General features: G+C 69.6%; 8 protein-coding genes. 5 read left to right on the top strand and 3 right to left on the bottom strand.

Annotated elements, in window-relative coordinates; genetic code table 11:
* Positions 1 to 8: 8 nt before the first annotated feature.
* The 3 genes from KZX17_RS03360 to KZX17_RS03350 all read right to left on the bottom strand — a co-directional run bounded on the left by KZX17_RS03360 (position 9) and on the right by KZX17_RS03350 (position 4565).
* A complete protein-coding gene (locus tag KZX17_RS03360; RefSeq protein ID WP_248170760.1) occupies positions 9 to 1082 on the bottom strand; it encodes a Gfo/Idh/MocA family oxidoreductase in 1074 nt (357 codons plus the stop codon).
* Between the two features lie 67 nt (positions 1083 to 1149).
* Positions 1150 to 3288: an alpha-galactosidase gene (locus KZX17_RS03355; protein ID WP_248170761.1), complete on the bottom strand. Its 2139-nt coding sequence runs from the start codon at positions 3286 to 3288 to the stop codon at positions 1150 to 1152.
* 20 nt (positions 3289 to 3308) lie between these two features.
* Entirely contained in the window at positions 3309 to 4565 is a 1257-nt protein-coding gene (locus tag KZX17_RS03350) for a GNAT family N-acetyltransferase (protein WP_248170762.1), read from the bottom strand.
* Between the two features lie 198 nt (positions 4566 to 4763).
* On the opposite strand from KZX17_RS03350, the gene KZX17_RS03345 reads away from it, so the two are divergent.
* The 5 genes from KZX17_RS03345 (at position 4764) to KZX17_RS03325 (ending at position 16572) form a co-directional block, all read left to right on the top strand.
* On the top strand, positions 4764 to 6869 hold the full coding sequence (locus KZX17_RS03345) for an acyl-CoA dehydrogenase (RefSeq protein WP_248170763.1): 2106 nt from the start codon (positions 4764 to 4766) through the stop codon (positions 6867 to 6869).
* 28 nt (positions 6870 to 6897) lie between these two features.
* Positions 6898 to 7476 carry a DNA-3-methyladenine glycosylase I gene (locus KZX17_RS03340; protein ID WP_308194516.1) on the top strand — a complete coding sequence of 193 codons (579 nt, stop codon included), beginning with the start codon at positions 6898 to 6900 and terminating at the stop codon, positions 7474 to 7476.
* A 22-nt stretch (positions 7477 to 7498) separates the two neighbouring features.
* Positions 7499 to 7942, top strand: a complete 444-nt coding sequence (locus tag KZX17_RS03335) for a cupin domain-containing protein (protein WP_248170764.1) — start codon at positions 7499 to 7501, stop codon at positions 7940 to 7942.
* A gap of 3 nt (positions 7943 to 7945) precedes the next feature.
* Positions 7946 to 10294, top strand: coding sequence for an excinuclease ABC subunit UvrA (locus KZX17_RS03330; RefSeq protein WP_248170765.1), 2349 nt, complete (start codon positions 7946 to 7948; stop codon positions 10292 to 10294).
* Between the two features lie 191 nt (positions 10295 to 10485).
* Entirely contained in the window at positions 10486 to 16572 is a 6087-nt protein-coding gene (locus KZX17_RS03325; RefSeq protein WP_248170766.1) for an Ig-like domain-containing protein, read from the top strand.
* Positions 16573 to 16584: the final 12 nt, after the last annotated feature.

Below are 16584 nucleotides of genomic sequence, written 5' to 3'. Positions count from 1 at the left end.
ACGCCGACTCAGCTCCAGACGTCGCGGGTGACCTTCACATCGGTACCCGTCCGCGCGGACTCGCCGATCGCGAGCCCCAACAGGTGGTCCTGGCACGCCTCAGCGAGCGGATACGGCTCCGCGCCGTCACCCCGCGCCCACTGTCCGGTCTGCTCGAGCAGCGACGCGACCGCGATGTCATCCTCCGACAGCCGCGTCCCGACCCACGGGTTCCGGTAGACGACCCGCCCTTCGAAGGCGGCCGACACGACGTCGTTGCCCTCGAGGTTGAGGTCGATTCCGGTCCGGCGGTAGGTGATCGGCGACGTGATCACCTCGGTGCCCTCGAACCGGCGCACGATGTCGTCGGCGAGCTCACCGTGCGAGCCGCGGACGACGATGCGCCGAGACAGGATCGGGTTCCACCACTGGTTGTCGACGAAGTCGTAGAGGCCCATCCGCCCGTCGCCGAAGTCGATCGTCGCGATCGTCGTCGTCCGCTCCGCAGGCGTGACGTCGTCCGACCAGCCCGCCGGCGTCAACGGATCCACGAGCGGTGCGGCGAAGGTCCGGGCCGACACGGTCGCCTCGGCCATGCCGGCATCCAGGAACGTCCGGATCATCGACGTCGCGTGGTACAGATGCGTCGACGAGATCTGCACGCCCCCCACGGCGCCGAGCGCACCGGAGCGCACCACCTCGAGTCGGGCGGCGTGCCCCGGCATGAGCATGTACTGCTCGGCGACCTGCACCCGGCGCGACGACCCCACCGCCTCCCACAGCGACCGCAGGCCGGCCGCGTCCGGCGCCGGAGGCGTCTCGGCGAGCACGTGCGCCCCCCGCTCGACCAGCTCGGTGACGAGCCCGGGCATGGCCGGCCACGTCACCGACGCGATGACGAACTCGGGCTCAGCGGCGAGCAGATCGTCGAGCGTCCGGACGACGGGGACGTCCCAGGACCGTTCGATGCGCTCCGCGGACTCGTCCGACCGGGCGAGCAGCGCCACCGCTTCGAGTCGGTCGGGCGCGGCGGCCGCGAGACGCAGGAAGAACTCGGCGCGCCACCCCGCGCCGACGATCGCGAAACGGACGGGCTGGCTCACGGGGATCCTCTCGATGGGCGTCCGAGCATCCTCCGGCGGCCGTGCGCGCGCGGTCAACCCCCTCGCGTCAGCGTGCGGTGACCTCGATCACGGTGGACTGCTGCGGGTTCTGCACCGGTGGCCGCACGCCCACGACGGCGAGCTGGCGGCCGGTCAGGACCGTGTCGTGGTGGGCCCACGCGAGCGGCGACTGCGCAGGGTCCTGCACGATGCCACCCGGGGTGACGATCCGGACGCGGTAGGTCCGGTCGGCGTCGAGCCCCGGAAGACGCACGCGGCCGGTCGGCGACGAGATGAGCGTCTGCGACTGCGTGACGGTGAAGAAGGCGGATGCCGCGTCTTCCGCGACGACGCCGCGGACATCGAGCCCCGGGTCCGCCACGTCGACGTTGACCACGCGGCCCGTCGCGACGAGGGGTCGCACGCGCTTGGCGAGCGCGACCCACGCGCCGACCTCGGCGGCATCCGTCTCGGACAGTGTCGTGACGTCCCACTCGATGCCGAAGTGGCCGAAGAGGGCGACGGCACCGCTCATCGTGAGCGAGACGGTGCGGCCGGTGGAGTGGACGTGCGGGGTCGTGAGGTGCATGCCCATCATCTCGGGCGGCACGACCAGCGCGGTGTAGCGCTGGTTCTCGAGACGCTCGACGGGGTCGAGGCAGTCGCTCGTCCAGATGCGGTCGGTGCGATCGAGGATGCCGAGGTCGACGCGGGCGCCACCCGATGCGCAGCTCTCGATCTCGAGGCCCGGGTGGGCTGCCTTGAGCTCGTCGATCAGGCGGTAGACGGCGAGGGTCTGCGCGTGCACCCGACCCGCGCCGCCGGGACCGGCCGCGGCGTCGACGAGGTCGCGGTTGTGGTCCCACTTGATGTACGAGATCGGGTAGGCGGCTAGGATGTCGGAGATGACGCCGAGGATGTAGGCGTACGCCTCGGGGTGCGCGAGGTTCAGCACCTGCTGCTGACGCGCTGACGGCGGCAGCTCGGTGCGGCCGCGGAGGACCCAGTCGGGGTGGGAGCGGGCGAGGTCGCTGTCGGGGTTGACCATCTCGGGTTCGAACCAGAGGCCGAACTCCATCCCCTTCGCGACCACGTGGTCGGCGATCGGGTGCAGACCGCCCGGCCAGACGGTGTCGTCGACGTACCAGTCGCCGAGGCCGGCGGTGTCGTCGCGGCGGTGGCGGAACCAGCCGTCGTCGAGCACGTAGCGCTCGACGCCGATCTCGGCGGCGGCGTCGGCGAGTGCGATCAGCTTGGGCAGGCGGTGGTCGAAGTAGACCGCCTCCCACGTGTTGAGCGTGATCGGGCGCGGGCGCGTCGGATGCTGCGGCCGGGCGCGCCACTCGTCGTGGAAGCGGACGGCGAGCTCGTCGAGGCCGTCGCCCCACGACCCGAGCAGCTCGGGCGAGGAGATCTCCTCGCCGGGGGCCAGACGGATCTCGCCCGGCAGGTACAGCTCGCCGGCGCCGAGGAACGACTCCCCGGTGGGGATGCGCTCGGCGAAGATCCGCGAGTTGCCGCTCCAGGCGAGGTGGACACCGTGCACCCGGCCCTGCTCGAACCCGAAGCCGGGCGTGCCGGCGGCCAGCAGCAGCGTCGCGTCGGCGCCCGGCCGCCCGCGGCGCGACTCGCGAAGGTGGGTGCCGAAGGTGAGCTCGTGGCGCTGCGCGGAGCGCTCGCGCAGATGGCGTCCGGTGGTGTCGAGGATCTCGGTGGCGTCCCACGGGAGGGGAAGCGTCGTGTGCAGCGCCTGCACGGTGTAGTCGTCCTCGCCGTCGTTGCGGACCGTGGTGCGGACGCGGACCAGTCCGGATGCCGTCACCCGGAGCTCGTACCGGGCCGAGATCCGGGTCTCGTCATCGGTGAGATGCACCTCGAGGGAGTCCGCGGTCACGCGGAGGTCGGTGACGGCGAACAGCGCGCTGATCGACTCGCCGTCGCGGTGCCCCTCGAGTGCAGGAGTGCCGAGCCAGCCGCCGGCGGCGGTGGCCAGCACACCGAGGCCCACCGTGCGATCGGCGCCGCCGGAGACCCGCTGCAGCCGCGAGGCGACGGCGAGCGAGACGAGCGTCTCCTGCGGCGCATCACCGAGATCCTCGCCCCAGTGGACGATCGCGGGCATCGTTCCCTCGTCGAGGTCGATGACCACGCTGGTTCCCCCGGCGTGGAGGTGGGCGACGCTGCGGCGGGCGCTGAGATCGGGCATCCGACAATTCTGGCAGTGCTTCAGCGGCGGAACGTCCGCACCCGCTCGACCCGCATCGCATGGGGCAGGGCGTCGACGTCGCGTGCACCCCCCGGGGACGGCAGCTCGTACAGATCGAGCATGAGCTGCACCGGGTAGTCGATGGTCTGCGGGACGGTCTTCACCCACCGCCCGTCGACGAAGAAGCGCAGCCGCTCCGGCGTCCACTCGACGGCGTAGTCGTGCGGCACGGTGAGGTCGCCGTCGACTCGGACCTTCTCGAAGTCCTCTCTCAGGCGCGGATCGTTCTGCGGTTTCACGCCCACGCCGACTAGGCCGCCCTCGTCGTCGATCTCGGACCCAAAGATCTCCGCGATGCAGATCTCGCCCGATTCCTCGGGCTCGGATTCGAACCCGATCGGCCAGAACGCCACCATCGCGTCCGGATGCCGCACCGCCGACATCCGCGCCTCGATCACCCCGAAGTGCGGCAGCCACAGCCGCCGCTCCTCCTGCTCCTCGCGCACGACGAGGTCGCCTCGGAAGCGGTGCTGTCCGACCCCGGAGCCGACTGCACCCGATCGCTGACCGGTCTGCAGGTGCGAGACGCGCACGTCGCCGTCCCACTCCGGCGCCCACGGCTCGGTGTCCGCATCGATCCGGAGCTCGAGCCCTGCCGAGATGGCGTACCGCGCGGCCGTCCGCTCCCGCGACGACCAGTGCGGCGTGTAGTACGGCCACCACCGCGAGGGGTCGAGTCCCTGCCCGTCGAAGCGCTCGTCGATGTCCGCGACGCACCCCGTTAGGTCGAGCGGGGACATGTCGAGCGCCCACCGCCGGAAGGTGAGGACACCGCCGCGCCACGGCTCGGAGCCGACGCCGCGCTCCTCGAACCCCGCACGCGCGCACAGCGCGTTCGACGGCGCGTTGTCGACGCCGGGATAGGCCATCAGGAGCTCACGACTGCCGTCGCGACGCACCTCCGCGATCACGAGCCTCAGCGCGGCCGTGGCGACGCCTCGCCCCTGGAACTCCGGCAGCACGCTCCACCCCGTCTCGAAGGCGGGCACCCCGCCCTCGTCGACCGGCCAGTAGCCGATGCCGCCGGCGGCTCGCCCGTCGACGTCGATGCGGTACATGGCGCCCGGCCGGTCGTCCCACGTGCGCAGGTAGCGCTCCTGCCGATCGTCGAGCTGCGCCTCGGTCTCGGGGCCGCCCAGGTGCGCCGTCATCTCGGGGGTGTTCAGCTGTGCGAGCAGGCTGCGGCCCGAGGAATCCCACCGTTCGATCGTGATCATCGCGTCCTCCGCCTCCAGTGTCCCGCTCGCCTCGGACACCCGGCGGTGTAGGCGGCGTACAACGCGATCCGGCCACGGCGCCGCGCCGGGTTGTCCGATCCGCACAACGCAGTTGGTGGCGCGTTGGAGGACTCCTACCGTTGCCGGTGAACTTCCCTGCCCCGTCGCCCTATCCAGGCGTCCTCAGAAAGGCCAGTGATGACCGACACCGTCGTCCGCTCCTCCACGCCCGCCGCCGACAAGCGCACCCCCGCCGGCGGCGCTCCCACCGCTCCGCACACTGCCGACGAGGCGCACGAGCCCCGCATCGACATCGACGCCGTGGGCGCGATGCTCCGTGGCACCTGGGGCGACACCCGCCTCACCGTCCGCGAGCTCATCAAGGACCCGGCGTACTGGCGCATCGACGGCCAGAGCGTCGCCGAGCACCGCGAACGTGTCATGGGGCAAGTGCGTCTGCTGGCGAAGAACGGCGGCTCGACCCGCGCGCTCCCGAAGGAGTACGGCGGCGAGGAGGACAACGGCGCCAACCTCGCGGGCTTCGAAGAGCTCGTGCTCGCCGACCCGAGCATGCAGATCAAGTCCGGCGTCCAGTGGGGACTGTTCGGCTCGGCGGTCCTGCAGCTGGGCACCAAGGCGCACCATGATCGCTGGCTGGCCGACATCCGCGATGCGAAGCTCCCCGGCGCCTTCGCCATGACCGAGATCGGGCACGGATCGGATGTCGCCGCCATCGGCACGACCGCGACCTACGACCCCGACACCGAAGAATTCGTCATCAACACCCCGTTCCGGGCGGCGTGGAAGGACTACCTCGGTAACGCCGCCGTGCACGGACAGGCGGCCACCGTCTTCGCGCAGCTCATCACGAACGGCGTGAACCACGGCGTCCACTGCTTCTTCGTGCCCATCCGCACCGCCGAAGGCGAGATGCTCCCCGGCGTGCAGAGCGAGGACGACGGCGTCAAGGGCGGGCTCAACGGCATCGACAACGGCCGACTCGCCTTCGACCACGTCCGGGTCCCGCGCACGAACCTCCTCAACCGCTACGGTGACGTCGCACCCGACGGCACGTACTCGAGCCCCATCGAGAGCACGGGTCGACGGTTCTTCACGATGCTCGGCGCCCTCGTGCAGGGCCGGGTCTCCCTCGACGGAGCGGCGACGATCGCCTCGTCGCTCGCGCTGCACATCGCGGTGACCTACGGCAACCAGCGTCGGCAGTTCGACTCCGGCGCCGGCACCGACGAGGTCGTGCTGCTCGACTACGGCAAGCACCAGCGACGCCTGCTGCCGCTGCTCGCTCAGAACTTCGCGCAGTTCTTCGCGCACGACGAGCTGCTCCGCACCTTCGACGGCGTCTTCGGCGGCAAGGCCGACACCCCGGCGGAGCGAGAGAACCTCGAGACCCTCGCCGCGGCGCTCAAGCCCCTCAGCACGTGGAACGCGCTGACCACGATCCAGGAAGCGCGCGAAGCGTGCGGCGGGTCGGGCTTCATGGCCGAGAACCGCCTCGTCGGGCTCCGATCCGACCTCGACGTCTACGTCACCTTCGAGGGCGACAACAACGTGCTGCTCCAGCTGGTCGGCAAGCGGCTGCTCGCTGATTTCGCGCGGCGGTTCACGGGGGCGGATGCCGCGGCCCTCGCCAAGTTCGCCGTCGGACAGACGGCGGGCAAGGTCTTCCACGGCGCGGGCCTGCGCAGCCTCGGCCAGACCGTCGCCGACTTCGGCTCGACCGCCCGTTCGGTCGAGTTGGGGCTGCGGGCCGAGCAGCAGCACGAGCTGCTGGCCGGTCGGGTCGAGCAGATGGTCGCGGATCTCGCCGGTGCGCTGCGCCCGGCATCCAAGCTCTCGGCCGACCAAGCCGCCGCGCTGTTCAACCAGCACCAGGCCGAGCTCATCGAGACGGCGCGCGCGCACGGAGAGCTGCTGCAGTGGGAGGCCTTCTCCGACGCCGTCAGGGCGACGACGGACGACGGCACGCGACAGGTCCTCACCTGGCTCCGCGACCTCTTCGGGCTGCACCTCATCGAGAAGCACCTCGCCTGGCACCTCATCAACGGTCGACTCTCCACCCAGCGCGGCGCGGCGGTGTCGAAGTACATCGACCGCCTCTGCGCGCGTCTGCGTCCGCACGCGCAGGATCTCGTCGACGCCTTCGGTCTCGCGCCCGAGCACGTGCGCGCGCCGATCGCATCGGGCGCCGAGAAGGTGCGGCAGGACGAGGCGCGTGCCCACTACGCGGGTCTCGCCGCACGCGGCGAGGCGCCGGTGCCGGAGAAGCACGTCAAGAAGCAGTGACGTCGGAGGCCGTCGGTAGCCTGAGCGGGTGAGTCTGCGCATCGGGCCCGACGGCCTCTCCCGCTGTTCCTGGGTCGGCGATGACGCCGAGTACCGGCGCTACCACGACGAGGAATGGGGTCGCCCGCTGCACGGCGACCGTCCGCTGTTCGAGAAGATGAGCCTCGAGGGCTTCCAGGCGGGCCTCTCGTGGATCACCATCCTGCGGAAGCGCCCCCGCTTCCGCGAGGTGTTCGCCGGATTCGAGCCCGACGTCGTCGCTCGGTTCGACGAGTCCGACGTCGAACGGCTCATGGCGGATGCCGGGATCATCCGCAACCGCGCGAAGATCCTCGCGACCATCGGGAACGCGCAGCTCGTGACACAGCTGGCGCCGGGCGAGCTCGACGACTTCATGTGGTCGTTCGCCCCGCCATCCCATCGCCGCCCGGCCTCGTTCGCCGAGGTCCCCGCGACGACCGCGGACTCGGACGCCATGTCGAAGGCGCTGCGCAAGCGCGGCTTCCGCTTTGTCGGGTCGACGACGATGTACGCCCTCATGCAGTCCACGGGCATGGTCGACGATCACGTCATCGGCTGCCACCGGGCAAACGATGCGACAGACTGAACGCGGGCGGAAGGATGGCGACATGACCGGCTACGAGATCACCGAGATCGGCTCGCTCGACCAGTGGCGCGACCATTTCGGCGGGTTCGCCGCGGCGCGATCCCGCGACGGCCGCCGCGTCGTCGATCACGAGCTCGCGATGCAGTACATCGGCATGACCGCCAACGCCCTCGAACCGGGCGAGCAGGCGGGGTACTGGCACACGCACGCCGAGGTCGAGGAACTGTACGTCTTCCTCGAGGGCCGCGGGCAGATGGGCCTGGACGACGACCTCGTCCACGTCGGACCGGGATCGGTCGTCCGCGTCGGCCAGGGGGTCTGGCGCACCTGGCGGGCCCACCCGGACAGTCCCGGGCAGCTGCGGTGGCTGTGCATCCGCGCCGGCGGCGGCGAACTGCCGCACCTGCCGGACGACGCGACCCGCGACGAGCCGACCCCGCGGCCGATGCCGTGGGCCGAGGGCTGAGCCGTGGCATCCGCCGAGCACATCGCCGACTCCCACGACGTCATCCGCGTCATCGGTGCTCGCGAGAACAACCTCAAGGGCATCGACGTCGAGATCCCCAAACGCCGACTGACCGTCTTCACCGGTGTCAGCGGCTCGGGCAAGTCGTCCCTCGTCTTCGGGACGATCGCGACCGAGTCGCAGCGCCTCATCAACGAGACCTATCCGACGTTCGTGCAGCAGTTCATGGGGCAGCTGAGCCGGCCCGAGGTCGACGGTCTCGAGAACGTCAGCCCCGCGATCATCGTCGACCAGGAGCGGATGGGTGCCAACGCCCGTTCGACCGTCGGCACCGTGACCGATGCCTACGCCATGCTCCGGCTGCTGTTCAGCAGACTCGGGCAGCCGCATGTGGGATCGCCGCAGGCGTTCTCGTTCAACGTCCCCTCGGTGTCGGGATCGGGAGCGGTCACCATCGCCACCGGTGCGAAGAAGGGGACGCGCGAGCACCGGACCTTCGAGATCACCGGCGGCATGTGCCCGCGGTGCGAGGGACTCGGCGAGGTCAGCGACGTCGATCTCGACGAGCTCTTCGTCAGCTCGAAGTCCCTGTCGGAGGGGGCGATCACGGTCCCCGGGTACAACGTCGACGGTTGGATGGTGCGCATCTTCACCGAGTCCGGATTCCTGGATGCCGCGAAGCCGATCGCCGACTACACCGAGCAGGAGCGCGCCGACTTCCTGTACAAGGAGCAGACCAAGGTCAAGTTCCAGAACATGAACATGACCTACGAGGGGCTCGTTCCGAAGATCACCAAGTCGTTCCTGCAGAAGGATCGCGAGTCGCTGCAGCCGCACATCCGCGCCTTCGTCGACCGGGCCGTGAAGTTCCTGCCCTGCTCCGACTGCGGGGGCAGCCGCTTGAACGAAGGAGCGCGCTCGTCGAGGATCGCCGGCGTCAACATCGCCGAGGTCGCCGCGATGCAGATCACCGACCTCGCCGCCTGGCTCGACACCATCGACGGGTCGGCGGTCGGCCCGCTGCTGTCGGGGCTGCAGAAGGTCATCACCTCGTTCATCGACATCGGGCTCGGCTACCTCTCGCTCGACCGCTCATCGGGCACGCTGTCCGGCGGCGAGGCGCAGCGCACCAAGATGATCCGGCACCTCGGTTCGGCGCTGACCGACGTCACCTACGTCTTCGACGAGCCCACCGCCGGCCTCCACCCGCATGACATCCAGCGGATGAACGACCTCTTGCTGCTCCTGCGCGACAAGGGCAACACGGTGCTGGTGGTCGAGCACAAGCCCGAGGTCATCGCGATCGCCGATCACGTCGTCGACCTGGGGCCCCACGCCGGATCGCGCGGCGGCGAGATCATGTTCGAGGGCGACGTCGCAGGCCTCCGCGCGTCGGACACCCTCACCGGGCGGCACCTCGACCACCGGGCCGCCCTGAAGACGACCTCGCGCACCTCCTCGCGCGCGCTCGAGATCCGGGGTGCGACGCAGCACAACCTCACCGGCGTCGACGTCGACATCCCGCTCGGGGTGCTGACCGTCGTCACCGGGGTGGCAGGGTCGGGCAAGTCCTCCCTCATCCACGGCAACGTCCCCGCCTTCGACGACGTGGTCGTCGTCGACCAGTCGCCCATCAAGGGATCACGCCGCTCGAGCCCTGCGACCTACACCGGTGTGCTCGACGCCATCCGCACGGCCTTCGCGAAGGCGAACGGGGTCAAGGCGTCGCTGTTCAGCGCGAACTCCGAGGGCGCCTGCCCCGCCTGCAAGGGGCTCGGGGTGATCATCACGAACCTCGGCTTCACGCAGAGCGTCGAGACCCGCTGCGAGGTCTGCGACGGCTCCGGCTTCAGCGACGCCGTGCTGGAGTACACCCTCGACGGCAAGAACATCGCCGAAGTGCTCGCGATGTCGGCGGAGGAGGCGCACGGGTTCACCTCGGGCCCCGCCAAGACGACCCTGTCGCGCATGATCGACGTCGGACTCGGCTACATCACCCTCGGCCAGGCCCTCAACACGCTCTCCGGCGGCGAGCGGCAGCGGCTGAAGCTCGCGATCGCGATGGCGAAGAAGGGTGCGGTCTACGTCCTCGACGAGCCGACGACGGGTCTGCACCTCGCCGACGTCGACAACCTGCTCGCCCTGCTCGACCGGTTGGTGGATGCCGGCAACTCCGTCATCGTCATCGAGCACCATCAGGCGGTGATGGCGCACGCCGACCACATCATCGATCTCGGACCCGGGGCGGGCCGCGACGGCGGCCGCGTCGTCTTCGAGGGGACGCCCGCCGAGCTCGTCGACTCGCGGAGCACCGTCACCGGCGAGCACCTCGCCCGCTACGTGGGGCGGTGAGCCGCGGCATCCGTTCGTCCGGGCTCACCGGGCAGAAGAGCATAAGTGGGGAGAACTCCCCACGTCACGCGCTCGCCGGAAATTCATCCCTCGCTTAGGCTTTTCGTCGTCAACTCGCAGCGCTGAGCCCGAACGGTGGAACGGGGCTCCTCGCCGTGCACACTCGACTGCCCGGGGGAGGCCGAGCTCGTATGAAGTCCTTCGCGTGGCTCCGCGCGCGTCCGAAGACGCTCGCTTCGATCGGCGCCGTGACGGTCGCGGCCGTCACGATCGGCGTGCTCGCGCTGACCTACGAAGGCGAGCCGACGACCGAGGTCGACCTCAACGACGGCGGTGTCTGGCTGACCAAGCAGACGAGCCTGCTCGTCGGGCACTTCAACAACGAGTCACGACTGCTCGACGGGGGCCTGCGCACCCTCTCGCCCGAGTACGACATCCAGCAGGCAGGCAACCGGGTGCTGGTGACCGACCAGACCGAGAACACCGCCACCGCGATCGATCCCGCACGCGTCGTCCTCTCCGACAGCGCCGACCTCCCTTCCGGCGCCCAGGTGATCCTGGGCGGTCCCGCCGTCGCCGTCCTCGACGAGAGCGGCGCGCTCCGCGCGGCCCCCTTCACCTCGATCGGGGCGGTGGGCAAAGAGGCGGGCGACCCCATCGCCGAGCTGGGGCGCGGCGCCGTGGCGACGGTGAGCACCGCGGGCGTCGTGTACGCGGTCTCGCCTAAGGAGCGGATGCTCTACGCCTACGCGCCCGGTGCGGACGGCACCTTCGAGCAGACCGCCGAGCGCGAGCTCGAAGGGGTCGAAGAGGGACACGAGATCACGATGACCTCGGTCGGCGGCGTCAGCGTCGTCCTCGACCGCGACACCTCCACGCTGTACACGAGCGACGGGCAGCAGATGGAGGCTCCCGCGGATGCCGTGCTGCAGCAACCCTCGAACGCGACGGATGCGGTCACGATGGCGACCGCAACCGGCCTGCTCCGCCAGCCACTGGCCGGCGGCGACCCCACGATCGTCGACGCGTCGGCCGAGGGCGCGCCCTCGCAGCCCGTCTACGTCGCCGGGTGCGCCTACGGCGCCTGGTCGGGATCGGGTGCGTTCGTGCGCGACTGCCGCGGCGAGGCATCCGACCTGTCCGAGACCATCGAGGGCATCGAGCCCACCAGCGACCTGCGCTTCCGAGTCAACCGCGACGTCGTCGTCCTGAACGACGTCTTCGGCGGGGCCGCCTGGATGGCCAGCGACGCGCTGCAGCAGGTCGACAACTGGGAGGACATCACGCCTCCCGAGGGCGAGGGTGAAGAGGAGGAGGAGACGACCGAGGAGACGATCCAGTCGACCCTCCCCGAGCGCACCGAGAACAACACGCCTCCCGTCGCCGAGGACGACCGATACGGCGTGCGCCCGGGCCGCACGACCGTGCTGCCCATCCTGGAGAACGACCTCGACGCGGACGGCGACGTGCTCGTCGCCGAGGTGGTGAACACGCCCTCGATCGGGGAGATCACCCCCATCTACAACGGGACGGCGCTGCAGATCGCGCTGCCCGAGGACGCGACCGGCACGACCTCCTTCACCTATAAGGTGTCGGACGGCCGCAAGGGCGAGGACACCGCACGCGTCGACCTGACGGTGCGCCCGCTGAGCGAGAACTCGCCGCCGGTGCAGAAGCGGAAGACCGCCATCACGGTCGAGCAGAGCGGCGTCGTCTCGTACAACGTCCTCACCGACTGGGTCGACCCCGACGGCGACGACATCTTCCTGCAGTCCGTGTCCCCCGATGGCGGTGACGAGGCGGAGTTCACCTCCGACGGTCAGATCACCTATCGGGCCATCGGCGGCATGCAAGGACGAAAGGACGTCCCCGTCTCCGTCTCGGACGGCGTCGAGGCCGCGCCGGGGGTCGCGCGATACGAGATCCGCCCACTGGGGACGACCCTCCCCGTCACGAACGCGGACCATGTCGTGACCCGACCCGATCGCGCCGTCACCGTCCGACCACTCAGCAACGACACCAGCACCGGCAGCGAGCAACTTCGGCTGACCCGCGTGGACGACGTCGACGGCGGACAAGTCACGCGGGACTATCCCGACAAGTCGTTCACCTTCGAGTCCGGTCAAACCGGCACGTACTACGCGACCTACCTCGCCTCGGCCGGCGCGAACAGTGCACCAGGCATCGTCCGTATCGATGTCCTCCCCGAGGAGGATGCTGACGTCGCACCGATCGCGGTCCGCGATGTCGCGCTGCTCCCCGCCGGGGGCGACGCGCTCGTCAACGTTCTCGGCAATGACACCGACCCGGCAGGCGGCATCTTGGTCGTCCAGTCCGTGGGCGCGGACGATGACAGCGGCGTTGCGGCCGCCGTCCTCGGCCACGAGACGATCCGTGTCAGCGATCAGGGTTCGCTCGACAAGCAGGTCCGCGTCAGATACACGATCTCGAACGGGTCGCAGTCGGCGGACGGTGAGATCATCGTCATACCGGTGCCCGCGCCCGAAAAGCTCCGGCCGCCCATCGCAGTCGACGACGAGGTCGTGGTGCGTGTCGGTGACATCGCCACCATCCCCGTGATGGACAACGATTACCACCCCAACAACGACGAGATCCACATCGTCCCAGAGCTGGTCCCTCCCCTCGTCGACGAGGAGGACGGCGACCTCTTCGTCTCCGAAGACACCCTCAGGTTCCGTGCCGGTCCTGAGGCGAAGACCGTCAATGCGACATACGAGGTCGAGGATTCGACCGGACAGCGTGACGCGGGGTACGTCACGATACGCATCCTCGCGCGCGACGACGAGGCGAATGCGGCGCCGCGACCGCGCGACGTCACGGTGCGAACTCTCGCCGGGTCGGGGACGCTCGTCCCCATCGAGCTCGACGGCATCGATGCCGACGGTGATTCCGTGGAGCTGGTGGGCCTCGCCTCTTCGCCGTCGAAGGGGGCGGTGACCGACATCGACGCCGACTCGTTCGTGTACACGGCCTTCGACGACTCGACGGGCGTGGACCGCTTCCAGTACCGCGTTCGCGACAACCTGGGCAAGGAGGCAACCGCTCTCGTCGAGGTGGGCATCGCTCCGGCGGAGTCTACGAACCAGGCGCCCTACGCCGTGCGGGACTCGATCGTCATGCGGCCCGGCCGAACGGTCGCCGTCGACGTGTTGCAGAACGACTCGGATCCGGATGGAGACGACTTCAACTTCGCCGAGGATGCCATCCAGGTTCCCGACGTCCCGGGTCTCGACGCTGAGGTGTCCGGCTCTCAGCTGCTGATCACAGCGCCCGACGAGCCCATGCAGACGAGCGTGACCTACACGATCGCCGACGAACGCGGTCTTCGGGCAACGACGTCTGTGCAGATAACGGTCGACCCGGACGTGCCGCTCGCGCGTCCCATCGCGCGAGACGACCGGGTGCGGCCGGAGGACGTCGCAGAAGACGGGACCGTCACCCTCGATGTGCTCGAGAACGACGATGACCCCGACGGCACCCGTGAGGCCCTGATCGTCTCACTGAGCGAGGGAGGTGCAGACGCGCGTGTCACAGCGGACGGTCGGGTGTCGCTCTCCGTCACCGACGAGCGGCAGCTCATCACGTACGTCGTTCAAGACGAGGACGATCAGGTTGCGGCGGCGTTCATCCATGTGCCCGCGCTCGCCGACCTCCCCCCGACGCTGCTGTCGACCGACGCGGTGGAGGTCAAGAGCGGCGAGACGATCGAGCTGCCGCTGTCCGAGTACGTTCGTGCATCGGGCGGTCGCGAGGTCGTCATCACCGAGACCGAGAAGGTGATCGCGGCGCACAGCAACGGTGGGGACCTCGTACGCGATGAGCGCACCCTCACCTACACATCCGCCGATCGCTACTTCGGAGCGGACGCGTTGACGTTCGAGGTCACCGATGGAACAGGCCCCGACGATCCCGAGGGACGCAAAGCCACACTGACGATCCCGATCACGGTGCTCCCTCCCGACAATCAGCCGCCGGAGATGGCGGGCGCCACGATGAACGTCGCCCCCGGAGAGGACCCGGCGACGCTCGGCCTCCGTGAACTGGCGACCGATCCCGACCCGGGCGATCTGGACGACCTGACCTTCTCCCTGGTGTCCGACCCGCCTGCCGGCGTCAACGCCTCCGTGGACGGACAGACGCTGCAAGTGTCGGCGCAGCCCGACGTCGCGAAGGGCACGCGCTTCACCCTGGACGTCCAGGTCACCGACAACCAGACCGAGCCGGTCGTGGGAACGATCCAGGTCGCAGTCACCGCGTCGACGCGCGAGCTGCCCTCCGTCAACGACGACATCGTCGCGCAGGCGGATCAAGGTGAGACGGTGTCCGTCGGGGTGCTCGGGAACGACGTCAATCCCTTCCCGGACACGCCTCTCGAGATCGTGGGCACGCAGATCGAGACGGGCGCGGTGACGAATGTCGACGTCTCCGGTGGCACCGTGCGCGTCACGACAGCATCTGATTTCGTCGGCTCCGTCGTGGTCCGCTACACCGTTCAGGACGCCACCCAAGACGCCGATCGACAGGTGGATGGTCGCATCCGCATCACCGTGCAAGGGCGCCCCGACGCACCGGGCAAGCCCACCGTCACAGCGGTCGAGAGTCGGACGGTCGTTCTCAGCTGGACCCCGCCTGTCGACAACGGGCGCCGCATCGAGACGTACACGGTGCGGTCGACTGCAGGGGGATACACGCGCGAGTGCCCCTCGACGACGTGCACGCTCGACGGCCTCACCAACAATGTCGAGTACAACTTCACCGTCACCGCGACCAACAGCGTGGGAGAGTCCGACCCGTCGGTCCCCTCCGAGACTGCCCGCCCGGACGTGCGACCGGACCAGCCAGCACCACCCACGCTCACCTTCGGCGATCGAAGCCTCGACGTGGCGTGGACCACTCCGCGGACGGAGGGTTCCCCGGTGGAGTCCTTCACGCTCGAGATCTCGCCGGCACCCCCCTCCGGGGTGGCGCAGCGGACCGGTGTGACCGGGAACTCGACCCGCTGGGACGGACTGGAGAACGGCACCGAATACCAGGTGCGGGTGCGCGCCCACAACCGCGCGCCCGAGCCGTCCGACTTCTCGCAGTGGTCAGCCGGTGAGATTCCGGCGGCGCCTCCGGCGGCGCCCGGCGCGCCGACCGTCGCCCGGCTCCAACCGGTCGGCGACCGCGCGCAGATGCAGGTGAGCTGGAACGAGCCGGGCAACAACGGCGATGCGATCGCCGGCTACCAGCTCAACGTCATCCGCGGTGGACAGACCATCAACGTGATCGATGTTCCCGCCGGGCAGACGAGTCAAGCGGTCACCGTGGACACCTCCACCTCCGACTACACGTACAGCGTGCGTGCACGGAACAAGGCCGGCTGGGGAGAGACGAGTCCGCAGTCCGCCCCCAGGCGAGCGTTCACGCCGCCTGGAGCACCAACCGGTGTCACCGCCCGCGAGGGCGACAACCGGGTTACGGTGCAGTGGCAGCCCGGCGCGTCGAACGGAGCGAACGCCAACGAGATCCGGTACCAGTACAGCGTCAACGGCAACGGATGGCGGGCCGATTGGGTAGAAGGCGGAACGAGCAACAGCGGGACGATCGGCAACGGCACGGTGAACAACGGTGGGACGTACTCCGTTCGGGTGCGTGCCGTGGCCACAGCCGACGGCACAACCTACGAAGGAGCGGCGTCGGGCGCCTCGAACCAGGTGCGCCCCTACGGTCAGATCGGTGCTCCGCGTGCGCGGGCGAACGCCGGCGCGACGAACGTGGACGTCAGCTGGGACCTGCCCGCCTCGAATGGCCGCCCAGTGTCCGGCACGGTCCGGATCACGGGCGCGGTCACGGAGACCTTCGACGTCAACGGCGGCGGGTCGCGGTCGTACAACCCGGGATACGAGAAGACCATCCGGATCGAGGTCGTCGCGCGCGCGGACGGCAGCAGCAACACGTCTGACGCCGCTCAGGCCACGACACAGAACGCTCCTCAGCCGCGCGTGTGGGTGACACAGGGTGGCGCCGCAGGCAACTGCGTCAACGGCTGCCGCAAGTACAACGTGCACTGGGAGAACCTCGACATCGGCAGTCGTGCCGTCACCTGCGTCAGTGACAACGACGGCGGGTTCTCGACATACCAGATCAATTTCAACGGTCGTGGCAACCAGGAGATCGGGTGCTACGTCGGCCGCGACGGCCAGAACGTCTGGGTGGACATCCAGGGCTGGGGTGACGGTGTGGACACCGAGAAGACATTCTGGCCGCGACCGTGATCGCACATCCCC

The sequence above is a fragment of the Microbacterium sp. EYE_78 genome (assembly GCF_023149035.1).
Lineage (GTDB): Bacteria > Actinomycetota > Actinomycetes > Actinomycetales > Microbacteriaceae > Microbacterium.
The sequence above is the reverse complement of the archived record's forward strand: the minus strand, read 5'-3'. Positions and strand labels throughout refer to the sequence as shown.